At 71.1% G+C, this 14,350-nt stretch carries 12 protein-coding genes; 7 read left to right on the plus strand and 5 right to left on the minus strand.

Features of this window, described 5'->3' with window-relative positions; all coding sequences use genetic code 11:
* Positions 1–23: 23 nt before the first annotated feature.
* Positions 24–668 (minus strand): GAP family protein, encoded by a 645-nt coding sequence (locus FNV62_RS09765; RefSeq protein ID WP_097283592.1) that lies wholly within the window; start codon positions 666–668, stop codon positions 24–26.
* Positions 669–907: 239 nt separating this feature from the next.
* Here FNV62_RS09765 and FNV62_RS09770 point away from each other — a divergent pair, with 239 nt between their 5' ends.
* The 4 genes from FNV62_RS09770 to FNV62_RS09785 all read left to right on the plus strand — a co-directional run bounded on the left by FNV62_RS09770 (position 908) and on the right by FNV62_RS09785 (position 6,747).
* Entirely contained in the window at positions 908–1,816 is a 909-nt protein-coding gene (locus FNV62_RS09770) for a YhjD/YihY/BrkB family envelope integrity protein (protein WP_225900217.1), read from the plus strand.
* 68 nt (positions 1,817–1,884) lie between these two features.
* Complete coding sequence (locus FNV62_RS09775) at positions 1,885–3,477, plus strand: GMC oxidoreductase (protein WP_143607390.1); 1,593 nt, start codon at positions 1,885–1,887, stop codon at positions 3,475–3,477.
* Positions 3,474–4,892, plus strand: a complete 1,419-nt coding sequence (locus FNV62_RS09780; RefSeq protein WP_143607391.1) for a DUF2252 domain-containing protein — start codon at positions 3,474–3,476, stop codon at positions 4,890–4,892. Before FNV62_RS09775 ends, FNV62_RS09780 begins: the two co-directional genes overlap by 4 nt.
* A gap of 22 nt (positions 4,893–4,914) precedes the next feature.
* Complete coding sequence (locus FNV62_RS09785; protein ID WP_143607392.1) at positions 4,915–6,747, plus strand: glycoside hydrolase family 15 protein; 1,833 nt, start codon at positions 4,915–4,917, stop codon at positions 6,745–6,747.
* Here FNV62_RS09785 and FNV62_RS09790 read toward each other — a convergent pair.
* From FNV62_RS09790 to FNV62_RS09800, 3 genes are all read right to left on the minus strand, one after another.
* Positions 6,698–8,002: a chloride channel protein gene (locus tag FNV62_RS09790; RefSeq protein WP_205523142.1), complete on the minus strand. Its 1,305-nt coding sequence runs from the start codon at positions 8,000–8,002 to the stop codon at positions 6,698–6,700. The genes FNV62_RS09785 and FNV62_RS09790 overlap by 50 nt on opposite strands.
* 242 nt (positions 8,003–8,244) lie before the next feature.
* On the minus strand, positions 8,245–9,360 hold the full coding sequence (locus FNV62_RS09795) for a GNAT family N-acetyltransferase (RefSeq protein WP_054228782.1): 1,116 nt from the start codon (positions 9,358–9,360) through the stop codon (positions 8,245–8,247).
* A gap of 146 nt (positions 9,361–9,506) precedes the next feature.
* Complete coding sequence (locus FNV62_RS09800) at positions 9,507–9,740, minus strand: hypothetical protein (RefSeq protein ID WP_144315089.1); 234 nt, start codon at positions 9,738–9,740, stop codon at positions 9,507–9,509.
* A gap of 138 nt (positions 9,741–9,878) precedes the next feature.
* Between FNV62_RS09800 and FNV62_RS09805 the strand changes: the two genes are divergently transcribed.
* On the plus strand, positions 9,879–11,048 hold the full coding sequence (locus FNV62_RS09805) for an MFS transporter (protein ID WP_144315091.1): 1,170 nt from the start codon (positions 9,879–9,881) through the stop codon (positions 11,046–11,048).
* Positions 11,049–11,355: 307 nt separating this feature from the next.
* Complete coding sequence (locus FNV62_RS09810; protein WP_143607395.1) at positions 11,356–12,093, plus strand: maleylpyruvate isomerase family mycothiol-dependent enzyme; 738 nt, start codon at positions 11,356–11,358, stop codon at positions 12,091–12,093.
* A 121-nt stretch (positions 12,094–12,214) separates the two neighbouring features.
* Here FNV62_RS09810 and FNV62_RS09815 read toward each other — a convergent pair whose 3' ends face one another.
* Positions 12,215–12,625 carry a MarR family winged helix-turn-helix transcriptional regulator gene (locus FNV62_RS09815; RefSeq protein WP_164404848.1) on the minus strand — a complete coding sequence of 137 codons (411 nt, stop codon included), beginning with the start codon at positions 12,623–12,625 and terminating at the stop codon, positions 12,215–12,217.
* Between the two features lie 85 nt (positions 12,626–12,710).
* On the opposite strand from FNV62_RS09815, the gene FNV62_RS09820 reads away from it, so the two are divergent.
* The gene (locus FNV62_RS09820) at positions 12,711–14,249 is read left to right on the plus strand and encodes an MFS transporter (protein ID WP_144315094.1); all 1,539 of its coding nucleotides are present in this window, start codon (positions 12,711–12,713) and stop codon (positions 14,247–14,249) included.
* The last annotated feature ends 101 nt before the right edge of the window (positions 14,250–14,350 follow it).

Consider the following 14,350-nt stretch of genomic DNA (forward strand, 5'->3'; position numbering starts at 1 on the left):
GGTGCGGTGATGGCCGGTCAGGGTCAGGCGGTCAGCTGGTAGATGCTCTTGCCCACGAGCCACAGCCCCAGCAGCAGGCACACCGTCACGATCGCCTCGTCCTGATGGCCCTCCAGCCACGTCCGCAGCCGTCCGAGCCGGACGCGGGACGAGTCGGGGGCGAAGGTCGCGTAGACCTCCATGGCCAGCAGGCTGGAGCTGGCCAGCAGGCAGTAGCCCAGCAACGCCGCGTACGAGGCGGCGTGGGAGAGGTCCGCCTCCACCACGGTGGCGGCACCGGCGGCCACCAGCCCCCAGGGCTGGAGGAACAGCGCCAGCCCGGCCGCCGTCCACGGGGAGATCCGGTCGAGCCGGGACATCATCCCGGACGACTTGCGCCGCCTGCCCCTCCCGCGGCGGGTGCGCTCCCCGTACCAGACGAGGCCCACGCCGATGGCCAGTTTGGCGGCCAGGGCCGCCGTGGAGGGCGCCGACTTGGGCGGCGGCGGTTTCCCGCCGGTCATCAGCAGCACCACGGCGATGATCGCGACGAAACTGGCCAGCCAGGTGAGGACGAAGGCCAGCCCGTTCCAGATCCCGCCCCGTGTGGACAGCACCAGCACGAACGCGGTGACCGAGAAGGGGTTCACGGCGATCGCCAGACCGATGAGGACCAGGTCAAGGACCATCGCTGCCCCCGTACGGCCGCGCGAGGTTCGGGGCGGCGCCGGATGCGCGCATGGCCCCATCGTCACCGCTCCCGCCCGCACCCACCATTCAGCGGTGCCGTCCGGGACTCCTCGGGCGGCCTCTCCCCCGTACGGCGCAACGGCGCTCGCGCCGCAGGCGGGCGGCGGCCCGGGACGGCACCCTGGTGGCGTGGTCACGCCTCGGGGCGTGGAGCCCAGTCCGGACCCGGGGAGCGGAATTGCGCGCAGGCAGAGGATCGGTCCCGCCCACCGACGGCCGGGCGGGCCGCATGCGCGGGCGGGCCGCGGAACTGGGGGCGCGGCTGCGGCGGCTGCGCGCCGGCGCCGAGGAACGCTTCCCGGTGATCACCCGCCTCACCTCGCACCTGATCGCCGTGAACCTGCTGGATTCCGCGACCCGGCTGGCGGCCCAGGTGTTCCTGACCGCCGTTCCGCTGCTCTTCGTGGTCGCGTCCTTCGCCCCGCAGGGGGTGCGCAAGGAGATCGTCTCCTCTCTGCACGACGTCTTCGGTATCAACGGCTCCTCCGACCAGGAGTTGAAGAAGGTCTTCGAGGCGGATCCCGCGAACCTGCAGCAGAGCGCCGGAGCGGTCAGTTCGCTGATGGTGCTGCTCTCCGCCACGGCGTGCAGCCGGGCGATGCAGCGCCTGTGCCAACGCGCCTGGCGGCTGCCGGGTGCGAGTGCACGGATCGCCGCCTGGCGATGGCTCGTGTGGATCGCGGCCTGGCTGGTCATCCTCGCCCTGCTGGGACCGCTGCGCACCGGGTTCGGCGTGGGGGCGTGGCTGGGCGTGCCGCTCCTGCTGGTCACCCAGGTGAGCGTCTGGTGGTGGACCCAGCACCTGCTGCTGGCCGCGCGCGTCCCCTGGCTGCCCCTGCTGCCCGGTGCGCTCCTGACCGGGGTGGCCCTGACCACACTGTCGGTGGTCGCCAAGCTGTACGTGCCCAGCGCGCTCAACCGCAGCCTGGACCGCTACGGGTCGCTGGGTGCGGTCTTCACGGTGTTGTCATGGCTGATCGGGCTCTGTGTCGTCATCGCCGCCGGGATCACCGCCGGGGCGGTGATCGCGCGGGAACCCGCCGTGTCCCGGCACCTCGGCTCACCCGAACAGTCCAACTCGCCGTAAATATCCCCCAGGGATACCTTGGGCTTCGGGGCAGATGCCCACGGTGGGCAGTGGGGACGGTGGCCTGCATGACCGACGCACAGCACTACGCCGTCATCGTGGTCGGCACCGGTGCGGGCGGTGGCACGATCGCCCACCGGCTGGCGCCCACGGGGAAGCGGATCCTCCTTCTCGAACGCGGGGACTATCTTCCTCGTGAACGCGACAACTGGGATTCCACCGCCGTCTTCGTCAAAGGGAAATACCGCGCGCCGGAATTCTGGTTCGACAAACACGGAAACCGGTTCCCGCCCGAGGTCAATTACTACGTGGGCGGCAACACCAAGTTCTACGGCGCCGCGCTCTTCCGTATGCGCCCCGAGGACTTCGGCGAACTCCGCCACCACGACGGCATCTCCCCCGCCTGGCCACTGAGCTACGAGGAACTCGAGCCGTACTACACCCAGGCCGAGCATCTCTACCTCGTCCACGGCCGGCACGGCGAGGACCCGACCGAGGGTCCCACCAGCGCCCAGTACGCGTATCCGCCGGTCCAGCACGAGCCGCGCATCGAGCAGCTCAGCCATGATCTGGAGAAGCAGGGGCTGCACCCCTTCCACCTCCCGATCGGGGTGAACCTCACCCAGGACGACCGGGGCCGGGCCACCCACACCAGCGCCTGCATCCGCTGCGACCGTGTCGACGGCTTCCCCTGCCTGGTCGGCGCGAAGTCCGACGCACAGGTCATCTGTGTCGACCCCGCCCTGGAACACGACAACGTCGAGATGGTCACCCACGCGGACGTGCGGCGTCTGGAGACGGACGCGACCGGCCGCAGCGTCACCTCGGTCGTCGCGACGGTCGGGAACGGGGGCGGCGAGGGCTCGACCGTGGAGTTCAGCGCGGACATCGTGGTCATCGCCTGCGGCGCCGTCAACTCCGCCGTCCTGCTGCTGCGTTCGGCGAACGACCGGCATCCGCGGGGGCTGGCCAACAGCTCGGACGTCGTGGGCCGGCACTACATGCGGCACAACAACCTCGCCCTGATGGCCGTGTCCAAGGAACCGAACGACACCAGGTTCCAGAAGACCCTGGCCCTGCACGACTGGTACCTGGGATCCGACGACTGGGAGTATCCCCTCGGCGGCATCCAGATGCTCGGCAAGTCCGACTCCGAACAGATCCACGGCGAGGCGCCCCGCTGGGCCGGGGCCGTCTCTCCCGACATGCCCTTCGAGGTACTGGCCCACCACGCGGTCGACTTCTGGCTGTGCGGAGAGGACCTGCCCGCCCCCGACAACCGCGTCACGCTGGACCGGGACGGCGGCATCCACCTGGCCCTCGACGAGAAGAACAACATCGCCGGACTGAACCACCTGCGGCACAAACTGCAGGGCATGCTCAGCCACTTGGGCATGTACGAACACCATCTCCTGTCGCGGAGCATCTACCTGCACAAGGGCATGCCCATCGGCGCCACGGCGCATCAGGCGGGCACCGTCCGCTTCGGCCGCGACCCCGCCGACTCCGCCCTCGACGTGGACTGCAAGGCCCACGACCTCGACAACCTGTACGTCGTCGACACGAGCTTCTTCCCGAGCATCGGAGCGGTCAATCCGTCCCTGACGGCCATCGCCAACGCCCTGCGTGTCGGTGATCGCATCGCGGACCGACTGCGATGACCTCGCACCACCCGGCCGACGGCGTCGTCGCGCACCGCACCCCCCGCGAGCGTGCCGAGACCGGCAAGGCCGCCCGGGCCGCCGTACCCCGCTCCAGTCACGCCGAGTTCACTCCCGCTCGGAAGCGTCCCGACCCCGTGGACGTCATCGAGGCGCAGTCCGCGACCCGGGTGCCCGAGCTCGTACCTATCCGCTACGGGAGGATGATCGAGTCACCGTTCCGCTTCTATCGGGGGGCCGCCGCCATCATGGCCGGGGACCTCGCCGACACTCCCCGCAGCGGGATCACCACGCAGGTGTGCGGCGACGCGCACCTGCTGAACTTCCGGCTGCTGGCCTCGCCCGAGCGCCGCGTGATGTTCGACATCAACGACTTCGACGAGACACTGCCCGGCCCGTGGGAGTGGGACGTCAAGCGGCTGTGCACGAGTTTCGTCATCGCCGGCCGGGCGAACGGCTTCAGCGCCAAGGAGCGGGCCGGCGTCGTGCGGTCGACGGTGCGGTCGTACCGCGAGTGGCAGCGGCGCTTCGCCGCGCTGGGCAATCTCCCCGTGTGGTACGCCCGGTTCGACGACGACTGGGTGCGGACCCACGTCATCCAGGAGGTGAGCGCGCGAGCCCGCGAGCGCTGGACCCGGTCGGTGGCGAAGGCTCGCACCCGCGACAGCCTTCAGGCCTTCGACAAGCTGACCCACGTCGTCGACGGGAGGGTCCGCATCGCTCCGGATCCCCCGCTGGTCACACCGCTCCAGGACCTGCTTCCGGACGTCGAACGCGACGCGTTGGAGGAGCGGATCGGCCGGATGATCGAACGGTACGGTCAGAGCCTCCCGTCGGACCGGCGGTTGCTGCTGGAGCAGTACCGGCTGGTCGACATGGCCCGCAAGGTGGTCGGGGTCGGCAGCGTGGGCACCCGCTGCTGGATCGTTCTGCTGCTCGGCCGCGACGACCAGGATCCGCTGCTCCTGCAGGCCAAGGAGGCCGACGAGTCGGTACTCGCGCCGTTCACCGGGGCGAGCGACTGCCGGACGCAGGGCGAGCGCGTGGTCTGCGGTCAGCGGCTCATGCAGGCCACCAGCGACATCTTCCTCGGCTGGGCTCGGGCCGACGGCATCGACGGCGGCCGACGGGACTTCTATGTACGCCAGTTGCGGGACTGGAAGGGCATCGCCGAGCCCGAGTCGATGGTGCCGGACGGGATGCGGGCCTTCGGTGAACTGTGCGGTGCCACGCTGGCCCGCGCGCACGCGAGGTCGGGGGACCGGATCGCCATCGCCGCCTACCTGGGCGGGGGTGAGGTATTCGACCGGGCGCTGGTGACGTTCGCCGAGCGCTATGCCGACCAGAACGAGCAGGACCACCGGGCACTCCTCGACGCCGTCCGTTCCGGGCGGGTCAAGGCGGAAACCGCCTGACACGCCTGACAAGGAGAGCAGCATGGATCGCTATCCGCCCATCGCCGACCACGGGCTCGTCGGGGACCTTCAGACCACCGCTCTGGTCTCGTCCCAGGGAGTCATCGACTGGTTCGCGGCACCGCGCTTCGACTCACCGAGCATCTTCGCCGCGCTGCTCGACCACGACGGCGGCGGCTACTTCCTCCTCGCGCCCGAACACCCCGAAGGCACCTGGAGACAGCTCTACTACCCGGACACCGCCATCGTGGTGACCCGCTTCATGTCGCCCGACGGAGTCGGCGAGATCGTCGACCACATGCCGGTCCAGCCGGGCCCGACGGCGACCGACCGGCACAGCCTGGTGCGGGTCGTCCGCTCGGTGCGCGGCACCGTGCGCTTCACACTCGAATGCCGGCCGCGGTTCGACTACGCGCGGGCCGCCCACGACCTCGACCTGACGCACGACAGGCCGATGCAGGAGACGGCGACGTTCCGGGCTCCCGGGACGACCGCCTACCTCCAGGGCAGCATCCCGCTCGAACGGGACGGGCAGGACGTCCGAGGCGCCATCACCCTCCACGCCGGGGAGACGGCGGCCGTGGTGTTCACCGTCTGCGCGCCGGACGGGGAGGCGCCACCGCCCCCCACCGTCGAAGGGATCACCGAAGATCTCTGGGAGAACGTCGACTTCTGGCAGAAGTGGGTGCGCACCTCGCGCTACCACGGCCGCTGGACGGACATGGTGCACCGCTCCGCGATCACCCTCAAGCTCCTCACCTACGCCCCCACGGGCGCCCCGGTCGCCGCCGCCACCATGGGACTGCCCGAGCAGGTCGGCGGCGAGCGCAACTGGGACTACCGCTACACCTGGGTGCGGGACGGCTCCCTCTCGGTGCGGGCCCTGCTCGACCTCGGCTTCGTGGAGGAGGCCACCCGCTTCACCCGCTGGCTGGGCGACCGCCTGAACGCCCGCGAGGGCCCCGACGACGAACCCCTCCAGATCATGTACCGGGTCGACGGCGACCCCCATCTGACGGAGGAGATCCTGGAGCACTTCGAGGGCTACCGCGGCTCCTACCCGGTCCGGGCCGGCAACGCCGCCTGTGACCAACTGCAGCTCGACATCTACGGCGAGGCCCTCTACGCCCTGGCCGAGGGCCGCGAGGTCGGCGAACAGACGGGCTACCACGGCTGGAAGGGGCTCGCCGCCACCCTCGACTGGCTCGCCGACTCCTGGGACCGGCCCGACGAGGGCATCTGGGAGACCCGGGGCGGACGCAAGGACTTCACCTACAGCCGGGTGATGTGCTGGGCCGCGTTCGACCGCGGCCTGAAGCTGGCGCGCGACTTCAGCAGACCGGCCGACACCGTGCGCTGGACCCGGGCCCGGGACGCGATCCTCGAACAGGTCATGGAGCGCGGCTGGAACGAGAAGGAGCAGGCCCTCGTCCAGTACTACGGCGGCGACGTCCTGGACGCCTCCCTGCTGCTCGTCCCCCGGGTCGGATTCCTGGCCCCCCGCAGCCCCGGCTGGCTCAACACCCTGGACGCCATGGACCGCGTCCTCGTCTCCGACAGCCTGGTCTACCGCTACGACCCCGGGGCCTCGCCCGACGGACTGCGCGGCTCCGAAGGAACCTTCAGTCTGTGCACCTTCCTGTACGTCGACGCCCTCGCCCGCGCGGGGCGCCTCCCCCAGGCCCGCTATGCCTTCGAGAAGATGCAGACGTACGCGAACCACGTAGGCCTGTTCGCCGAGGAGATCGGTCCCAGCGGGGAGCAACTGGGCAACTTCCCGCAGGCCTTCACCCATCTCTCGCTGATCATGGCCGCGACGACGCTGGACGAGGCGCTCGACGCGCTCCATCGCTGAACACCGGGATTCCCGGCCCCTGCGACAGCAGTTCGGTGGTCACGAAGGACACCACCGCGGCAAGCACGATCACCGGCACCGTGCCCGAGTTGCCCACCATCAGCACGACCAGCACCACACAGCTGACCGGCAGTCGGAGCGCGGCGGCGGACGAGGCCGCCATGCCCGCCGCCACGCCCGGCACGACGCCGAGCCCCGGCAGCGGCGCGAGCAGGGCGCCCGTCGCGCCGCCCAGGAACAGCGCGGGGAACACCGGACCGCCGCGCAGGCTGCCCAGGCAGAGCGCGTAGGCGACACTCTTGAACACCAGGACCGCCACCAGGCTGCCGACCGACCAGGCGTGCGGGTCCGTGGCGAGCTGCCCCAGCATGGACTGGCCCGACAGGGCGACGTCGGACGGCGAACGGCCGGTGAGGACCGCGTAGAGCGCCGCGCAGACGGCCGCGCCGAGTGCGCAGAGCACCGTGTTGCGCAACGGGCGCGCGACCACGAGGCGCGCCGCGATCCGCCCGCCCACGAGGATCCAGTGGATGGCCGCCCCGATGACGACCGCCATGAGCACCGACCACACCACGTCCCCGGCGTCGAGAACGGAGGGCGCGGGCAGTCCGATCTCCAGGCTTCCGGTCTTCAGCCCGGTCCAGTGTCCGAAGCCGGTGAACACGATGGCGCCGATCCCGCCGGCCAGCAGGACGGGGAGCATCACCGCGAACAACTGCGGCCCGCCCACTCCGGACACCTCCATCAGGAGCACGGCCGCCACCAGCGGACTCCCGAAGATCACGGAGATGGCCGACGCGGCGCCCGCGGCACCGAGCAACTCCGTGTTCGCCTCGGTCGCGGGAACACGTACGAGATCCCTGAACATCAGCGCCAGACCGCCGCCCAGGGCGATCAGGGGCGCCTCGGGCCCGAGCACGGCTCCCAGCGGCAGACTCGCCAGCGCGGCGAGGACCACGCCGGGAACGGCGGCCTTCGACGCGCCTCCGGGCTGCAGGCCCCCCGCCGGGACGTGTCCGCCCCGGCCGGGAAACCGCAGGACGACCAGGGCGACGACGGCACCCGACACCAGAGCCGGCGGCAACGGCCACCACCACGGCGGATTCGACCACCCGAGACGGTGCGGCCAGTCCACCCAGATCAGGCGTTCCAGCTCGTGCAGCAGAACGAGGAACCAGAACGCCACCAACGACACCGGGATCCCGATCAGGCCGCAGAACAGCAACGTCCGCCGGTACGCGGGCTGGCGCAGCATGTCCCTCAGCTGCTCGGCCTCGCGGGGCTGATCTCCCGGGGCGGGCTCCGCCTGTACGGGCTTCGGTTCGGTGATGGGTCTTCTCCTGGGTCCGCTCGCAGCGATGCCGCCGGTCGGAGCGCGAGATTACCCACCACGTCGCCCATGCCACTCCAAGCCACGCGACACCACCCGGAAACCCTCCGGGTGGACGCGCCCCCACCGATGCCGCACGGCCCCCGGACCGTCGGTGGAGAAGCCGCTCAGCGGGCGCGGGGGCCCGCCGCGCCGGACTCCGGCCGGCCCGAAGTACGCAGCGTGCCGACCGTCTTCAGCAGCCGGTCGGCCGGATCCCGCAGCCTGGGATGGGCCAGGACCGTGTTGCGCAGGCCCCGCACCGGCCTGCGCCAGAGCCGGTGCGCCGTGGCCATCGGGTGGGGACGGGTCGCGAACCCTTCGCCCACGCGCAGCTCCCGGGTCTTGAGCCAGTCCTTCCACTCCTTGTCGCCACGGCCCAGGTCCATGAGCCGCACGCCCTCCCGCCCGGCGGCCTCGGCCATCCGGAGGTGCATGATCAACCCGGGCGAGTAGTACCGGAGTTCGGGGTCGTACGCGGTGAACCAGGCCGCGAACAGCGTGCGCGAGGTCGGTCCGAAGTGTGCGGCCACCGGCCGGTCACCGGCGTACACCACGGACAGCACTCCGTTGAAGTGCTCCTCCCGGACCCGGAAGAGATGGTCCACCAGGTCCACGATCCAGGGCCGCGCGAACCGGTCCATCCGTCCCGTCCTGCGGTACTGGGCGGACTTCCAGCGCATGAGGGTGCGCAGCACCCGCGGGTCGCGCTCGTCGTAGACGAACCGCATCTCGCCCAGGTCGCGTCCCAGGCGGCGTTCCTTCTTCAGCGTCGTCTTGGCCAGTCCCGGGTAGGCGCCGCGCAGCCACTCGGCGTAGGTGCCCTCGCCGACCTTCAGGTCTATCGCCGGTGAGGCGAACGTCCCGGTGACATGTCTGCCGAAGGGTTTCTGCTCCTCGACGAGGTGGTCGAACTCGAAGACGGACAGCCCGCAGGCCCTCAGTAGTTCCTGCGTGTCCCAGGTGACCCCGGGGCGGTGCACCAGGGCCTGACAGTCGGAGAGACCGAGACCGATGGCCCGGCCGACGCCCAGGGAGTTGCGCTCGTACGGGAAGAAGCCGACGGGCTCCCCTCTCTCGTGGAGGACCGCCACGTGGGCCCCGCCTCGGTACCTGTCGATCCCCGCCGCGAACTCCGGGGCCAGGAACGGGTTGGCGTAGTCGGGTGACTCGTCCATCACCCGATGCCAGGCCAGGAGGAGCGAACTGCTCAGCTCCTCCGGTCTGTGGATCGTGATCTCCACCTCAGATCAACCGCCCTTCCGCGGGCTCCGCGAGGGACGTACCGTTCGCAGCGCGGACCCCTAAGGCGCGAGGATCGTTGTTCATCGATCGCACGGCCGACCGCCCCCCATTCCCCCATGACGCGTCTCGAACTCTTCCGCGAGGCTCAAACGTCGCGAATCAGTACGCAAGCTGTCAAGGGTGTCTGTCGTAACGGAAGAGTGGGAATTGGCTTGCCCGGATCCGAACAGGCCATCGGCGCTCGGGTCTCGACGGCGGATCGGAGCCCGATGCACTCCTCGTCCGCCCGGCGCATGAGGCGCCGCAGGGGGTGGAAGCCGTCGCGGGAGAGGCCCGGTGGCGCACCGTCGGCCCGGCCGAGCGACACCACGCGCTGCACCCCGGCGCAGGCGAGGGCGTCGCGCGGTTCCGCCCTGCTCGTGTCCGGCTCGGCGCGACAGGCTCCTTGCCCCCACCCCGGCCCGCCACCTACGCTGACTTTGTGCCGCTAATAAACAAAGCCCGGTCGCACAGTGCCGTGCGGGGCCCCGACGACCTCACCCGCCTGCGTGGCGCCATCACCGCCTTCTTCGCCCTCGACGGCTTCGTCTTCGCGGGCTGGGTCGTGCGCATCCCGGCCATCAAGGAGCAGACCGGCGCCTCGGTGAGCGCCCTGGGGCTCGCCCTGCTCGGCGTCTCCGCCGGAGCGGTGATCACGATGACGCTCACCGGCCGACTGTGCCGCCGCTTCGGCAGCCATCCGGTGACCGTCGTCTGCGGCATCCTGCTGGCGCTGAGCGTGGCCCTGCCCCCACTGACGCACTCGGCGGTCGCGCTGGGGCTGGTCCTGCTCGTGTTCGGAGCGGCGTACGGCGGTATCAACGTCGCCATGAACAGTGCCGCCGTCGACCTGGTGGCCGCGCTGCGGCGGCCTGTCATGCCGAGCTTCCACGCGGCGTTCAGCCTGGGCGGCATGATCGGCGCGGGGCTCGGCGCGCTGGTGGCGGGTTCCTTGTCCCCCACCCGGCACCTGCTCGCGCTCACCGTGATCGGCCTGCTGGTGACCGCCCTCGCCGGACGCACTCTGCTGAGCCATGAGCCTCCGGCGCCCCCGGAGCGCGGACAGTCACACGAGGAGCGCGCCCCGCGTCGCCTCGACGCACGCACCCGGGGGCTGGTCTTCGTCTTCGGCCTGATCGCCCTGTGCACCGCGTACGGCGAGGGTGCCCTGGCCGACTGGGGAGCCCTCCACCTGGAACAGGATCTGCGGGCCCACCCGGGCGTCGCGGCCGCCGGCTACTCCTGCTTCGCGCTCGCCATGACCATCGGCCGGGCCGGCGGTACGACGCTGCTGGAACGGCTGGGTCGCACCCGGACGTTGGTGGGAGGCGGCGCCACGGCCGCCACCGGCATGCTGCTCGGCGCGCTCGCCCCCTCCGTGTGGGCGGCCCTGCTCGGCTTCGCGATCACAGGGCTCGGACTCGCCAACATCTTCCCCGTCGCCGTCGAACGCGCGGGCTCCCTCGCCGGCCCGAGCGGTGTCGCCATCGCCTCGACGCTCGGCTACGGCGGCATGCTCCTGGGCCCGCCCGCGATCGGGTTCATGGCCGACTGGTTCTCGCTGCCCGTCGCCCTCACCAGCGTGACGGCGCTGGCGGCGCTGGCCGCGCTGATCGGGTTCGGGACGCGCCGGGCGGCCGTGAGCTGACGGCACGTCGCCCCTGGGTCCTGCCGGACGCCCCCGCGGACCGGGCGGGCGTGCTCCACCTCACAGCGGGCGACGGAGCCGGGCGGGAACAACCCAGGGGCATCGGCCGTTGATCCGTACGTGGCTGCGGAGGGGACAGTGTCCCCGGGTCTCACCTACAGCCCATGGGGACGATCGTCCGGCTGAAGCCCCATGGAGCGTTCCGCCGCGAGGCGACCGCCCTCCGCCGGCCACGACATACGGCCCCGGCTGGTCTCCCCCGTCCAGCCGGGGCTTCTCCTTGCCCACCACCTGGCACACTCGCCGCATGGAGATTCCGGAGTTCGTGGAGGCCCTGGACCAGGAGGGCCGGTCGCTCGCCGCGGCGGCCGAGCAGGCGGGACCCGACGCCAAAGTGGCGACCTGCCCGGGATGGCAGGTGCGGGATCTGGTGCGACACACGGGCATGGTGCACCGGTGGGCGACGGCGTTCGTCGCCGAGGGGTACGCCGCGTACCACCCGGACGGCGGCCTGCCCGAGTTGGACGGCGCCGAACTGCTGGCCTGGTTCAGGGACGGCCACCGCCGCCTGGTCGACACGCTCGCGGCCGCTCCGCCCGACCTGTCCTGCTGGAGCTTTCTGCCCGCACCCTCGCCGCTCGCCTTCTGGGCACGGCGGCAGGCGCACGAGACGACCATCCACCGGGTCGACGCGCAGTCGGCGCTCGACGCGACGCCGGACACGGTGACGCGGGGCTTCGCGGTGGACGGGATCGACGAGTTGCTGCGTGGCTTCCACGGACGTTCGAGGAGCCAGGTGCGTTCCCGAACGCCCCGCGTGCTGCGGGTGCGCGCCACCGACGTGGACGCGGTGTGGACCGTACGGCTGTCGCCCGAGCCGCCGGTCAGCGAGTGGGGCGTGGCGGCGGGCGGAGACGTCGACTGCGAGCTGGCGGGGCCCGCGGCACAGCTCTATCTGGCGCTGTGGAACCGGCTGCCGTTCCCCGACGTGACCGGTGACACCTCGCTCGCCGCGCTGTGGCGGGAGAAGTCCGGCATCACCTGAGGCTGAGACACCGGGCCCGACCAGGTCGGTCCGGGTCGGTCCGCGTGCGATGGCGGTCCGCGTGTGGTGGCCTCCGGTCTGCGGTCCGCGCGTGGTGACCTCCGGCCCGCGGTCCGCGGTGTCAGTCGCCGGCGGCCGTCCCGTCCGCCAGCATCCGCGTCAGCACCGCCCGCTGCACCGGCAGCACCTCGGCATGGAGCGTTCGTCCCTTCGGGGTGAGGCAGACGCGCACCCCCCGCCGGTCCTCCGGGCACATGCCGCGCGTCACGAGACCGTCCTTCTCCAGGCGGGCGATCAGCCGGGACAGGGCGCTCTGGCTCAGATGGACGCGGTCGGAGATCTCCTGGACGCGATAGGAGCAGTCACCGTCGGACGCGGCGCCTCCCGCCAACACGTCCAGCACCTCGAAGTCGCTTGCGCCCAGGCCGTGTCGGTGCAGCTCGCGGTCGAGCTCGCACAGGGTGCGCGCATGCACCGCGAGGATGTCACGCCACTGGTCCACGAGCACCTGCTCGGCCTTCTTCGCCGCCATGGCCGCACCGTAGCAAAGAATCGAGTTTGTTGCATCGGAATTAAATGCGCTTGCATTCGATGCATGTGCATGTACTGTCTCCCGCATGACCTCTCCGCTCACCACCTCCACCACCGAGGGACGCTGGACCCCGCGGCTGTGGGGCACCCTGCTGGTGCTCTGCGCCGCGATGTTCCTGGACGCGCTGGACGTGTCGATGGTCGGCGTCGCCCTGCCGTCCATCGGCTCCGAACTGGACCTCTCCACCTCGACGCTGCAATGGATCGTCAGCGGCTACATCCTGGGATACGGCGGACTGCTCCTCCTCGGCGGTCGCACCGCCGACCTGCTGGGCCGCCGCCAGGTCTTTCTGGTGGCCCTGGGCGTCTTCGCGCTCGCCTCGCTGCTCGGCGGGCTCGTCGACTCGGGCCCGCTGCTGATCGCCAGCCGCTTCATCAAGGGCCTGAGCGCGGCGTTCACCGCCCCGGCGGGCCTGTCGATCATCACCACGACCTTCGCCGAGGGCCCTCTGCGCAATCGCGCCCTGTCCATCTACACGACGTGCGCGGCCACCGGCTTCTCGATGGGCCTCGTACTGTCCGGCCTGCTCACCGAGGCCAGTTGGCGCCTCACCATGCTGTTGCCCGCGCCCATCGCGCTGCTCGCCCTGCTCGTCGGCCTGAAGCTGCTGCCGCGCAGCGAACGCGAGAAGGACCACAACGGCTACGACATCCCCGGCGCCGTCCTCGGCACGGCCTCGATGCTGCTGCTGGTGTTCACCGTCGTCCAGGCCCCCGAGGTCGGCTGGGCCTCGACCCGTACCCTCCTGTCCTTCCTCGCCGTGGCCGTCCTGCTCACCGTCTTCGTCCGTGTCGAGCGGCGTTCGGCGGGGCCGCTGATCCGGCTCGGCGTGCTCCGCTCCGGCAGTCAGATCCGCGCCCAGCTCGGCGCGATGGCGTTCTTCGGCTCGTACGTCGGATTCCAGTTCCTGGTGACGCTGTACATGCAGTCGCTGCTCGGCTGGTCGGCCCTGCACACCGCGCTCGCCTTCCTGCCCGCCGGCGCGCTGGTCGCGCTCTCCTCCACGAAGGTCGGTGCCGTCGTCGACCGCTTCGGGACCCCGCGGCTCATCGCGGTGGGCTTCGTGCTGATGGTCGTCGGCTACGCGCTGTTCCTGCGCATCAGCCTCGACCCGGGGTACGCGGCCGTGATCCTGCCGACCATGCTGCTGATCGGCGCGGCCTGCGCGCTGATCTTCCCCTCGCTCAACATCCAGGCCACCAACGGTGTCGACGACCACGAGCAGGGCATGGTCTCGGGTCTGCTCAACACCTCGGTCCAGGTGGGCGGCGCCCTCTTCCTGGCCGTGGTGACCGCCGTCGTGACCGCGAACTCCTCGGCGGGTTCCTCCCCGCAGGCCGTCCTCGACAGCTACCGGCCCGGTCTGATCGTGGTGACGGGGATCGCCGTGGCGGGGCTGCTGATCACCCTGCCGGGGCTGCGAACCCGGCGCCCGAGGCCGACCGTCGTGGTCGCACGGTCCGCGGGGAACGACTCCATGGGGAACGGCTCCACGGGGAACGAATCCGCGCGGGAGGACTCCGTACGGGAGGGCTCGGAGGGGCGGGTGGCGATCGGCGACTGATCCGGTTCACCGTCGGCCTCAACTCACCGCGTCAACTCACCGCGTAGACACGACACTTGGGCCCGATGCTTCGACCCGACGCGCCCGGCGGGCAACCCCTT

The sequence above is a fragment of the Streptomyces sp. RLB3-17 genome (assembly GCF_007113425.2).
GTDB classification, from domain to species: Bacteria; Actinomycetota; Actinomycetes; order Streptomycetales; family Streptomycetaceae; genus Streptomyces; species Streptomyces mirabilis_D.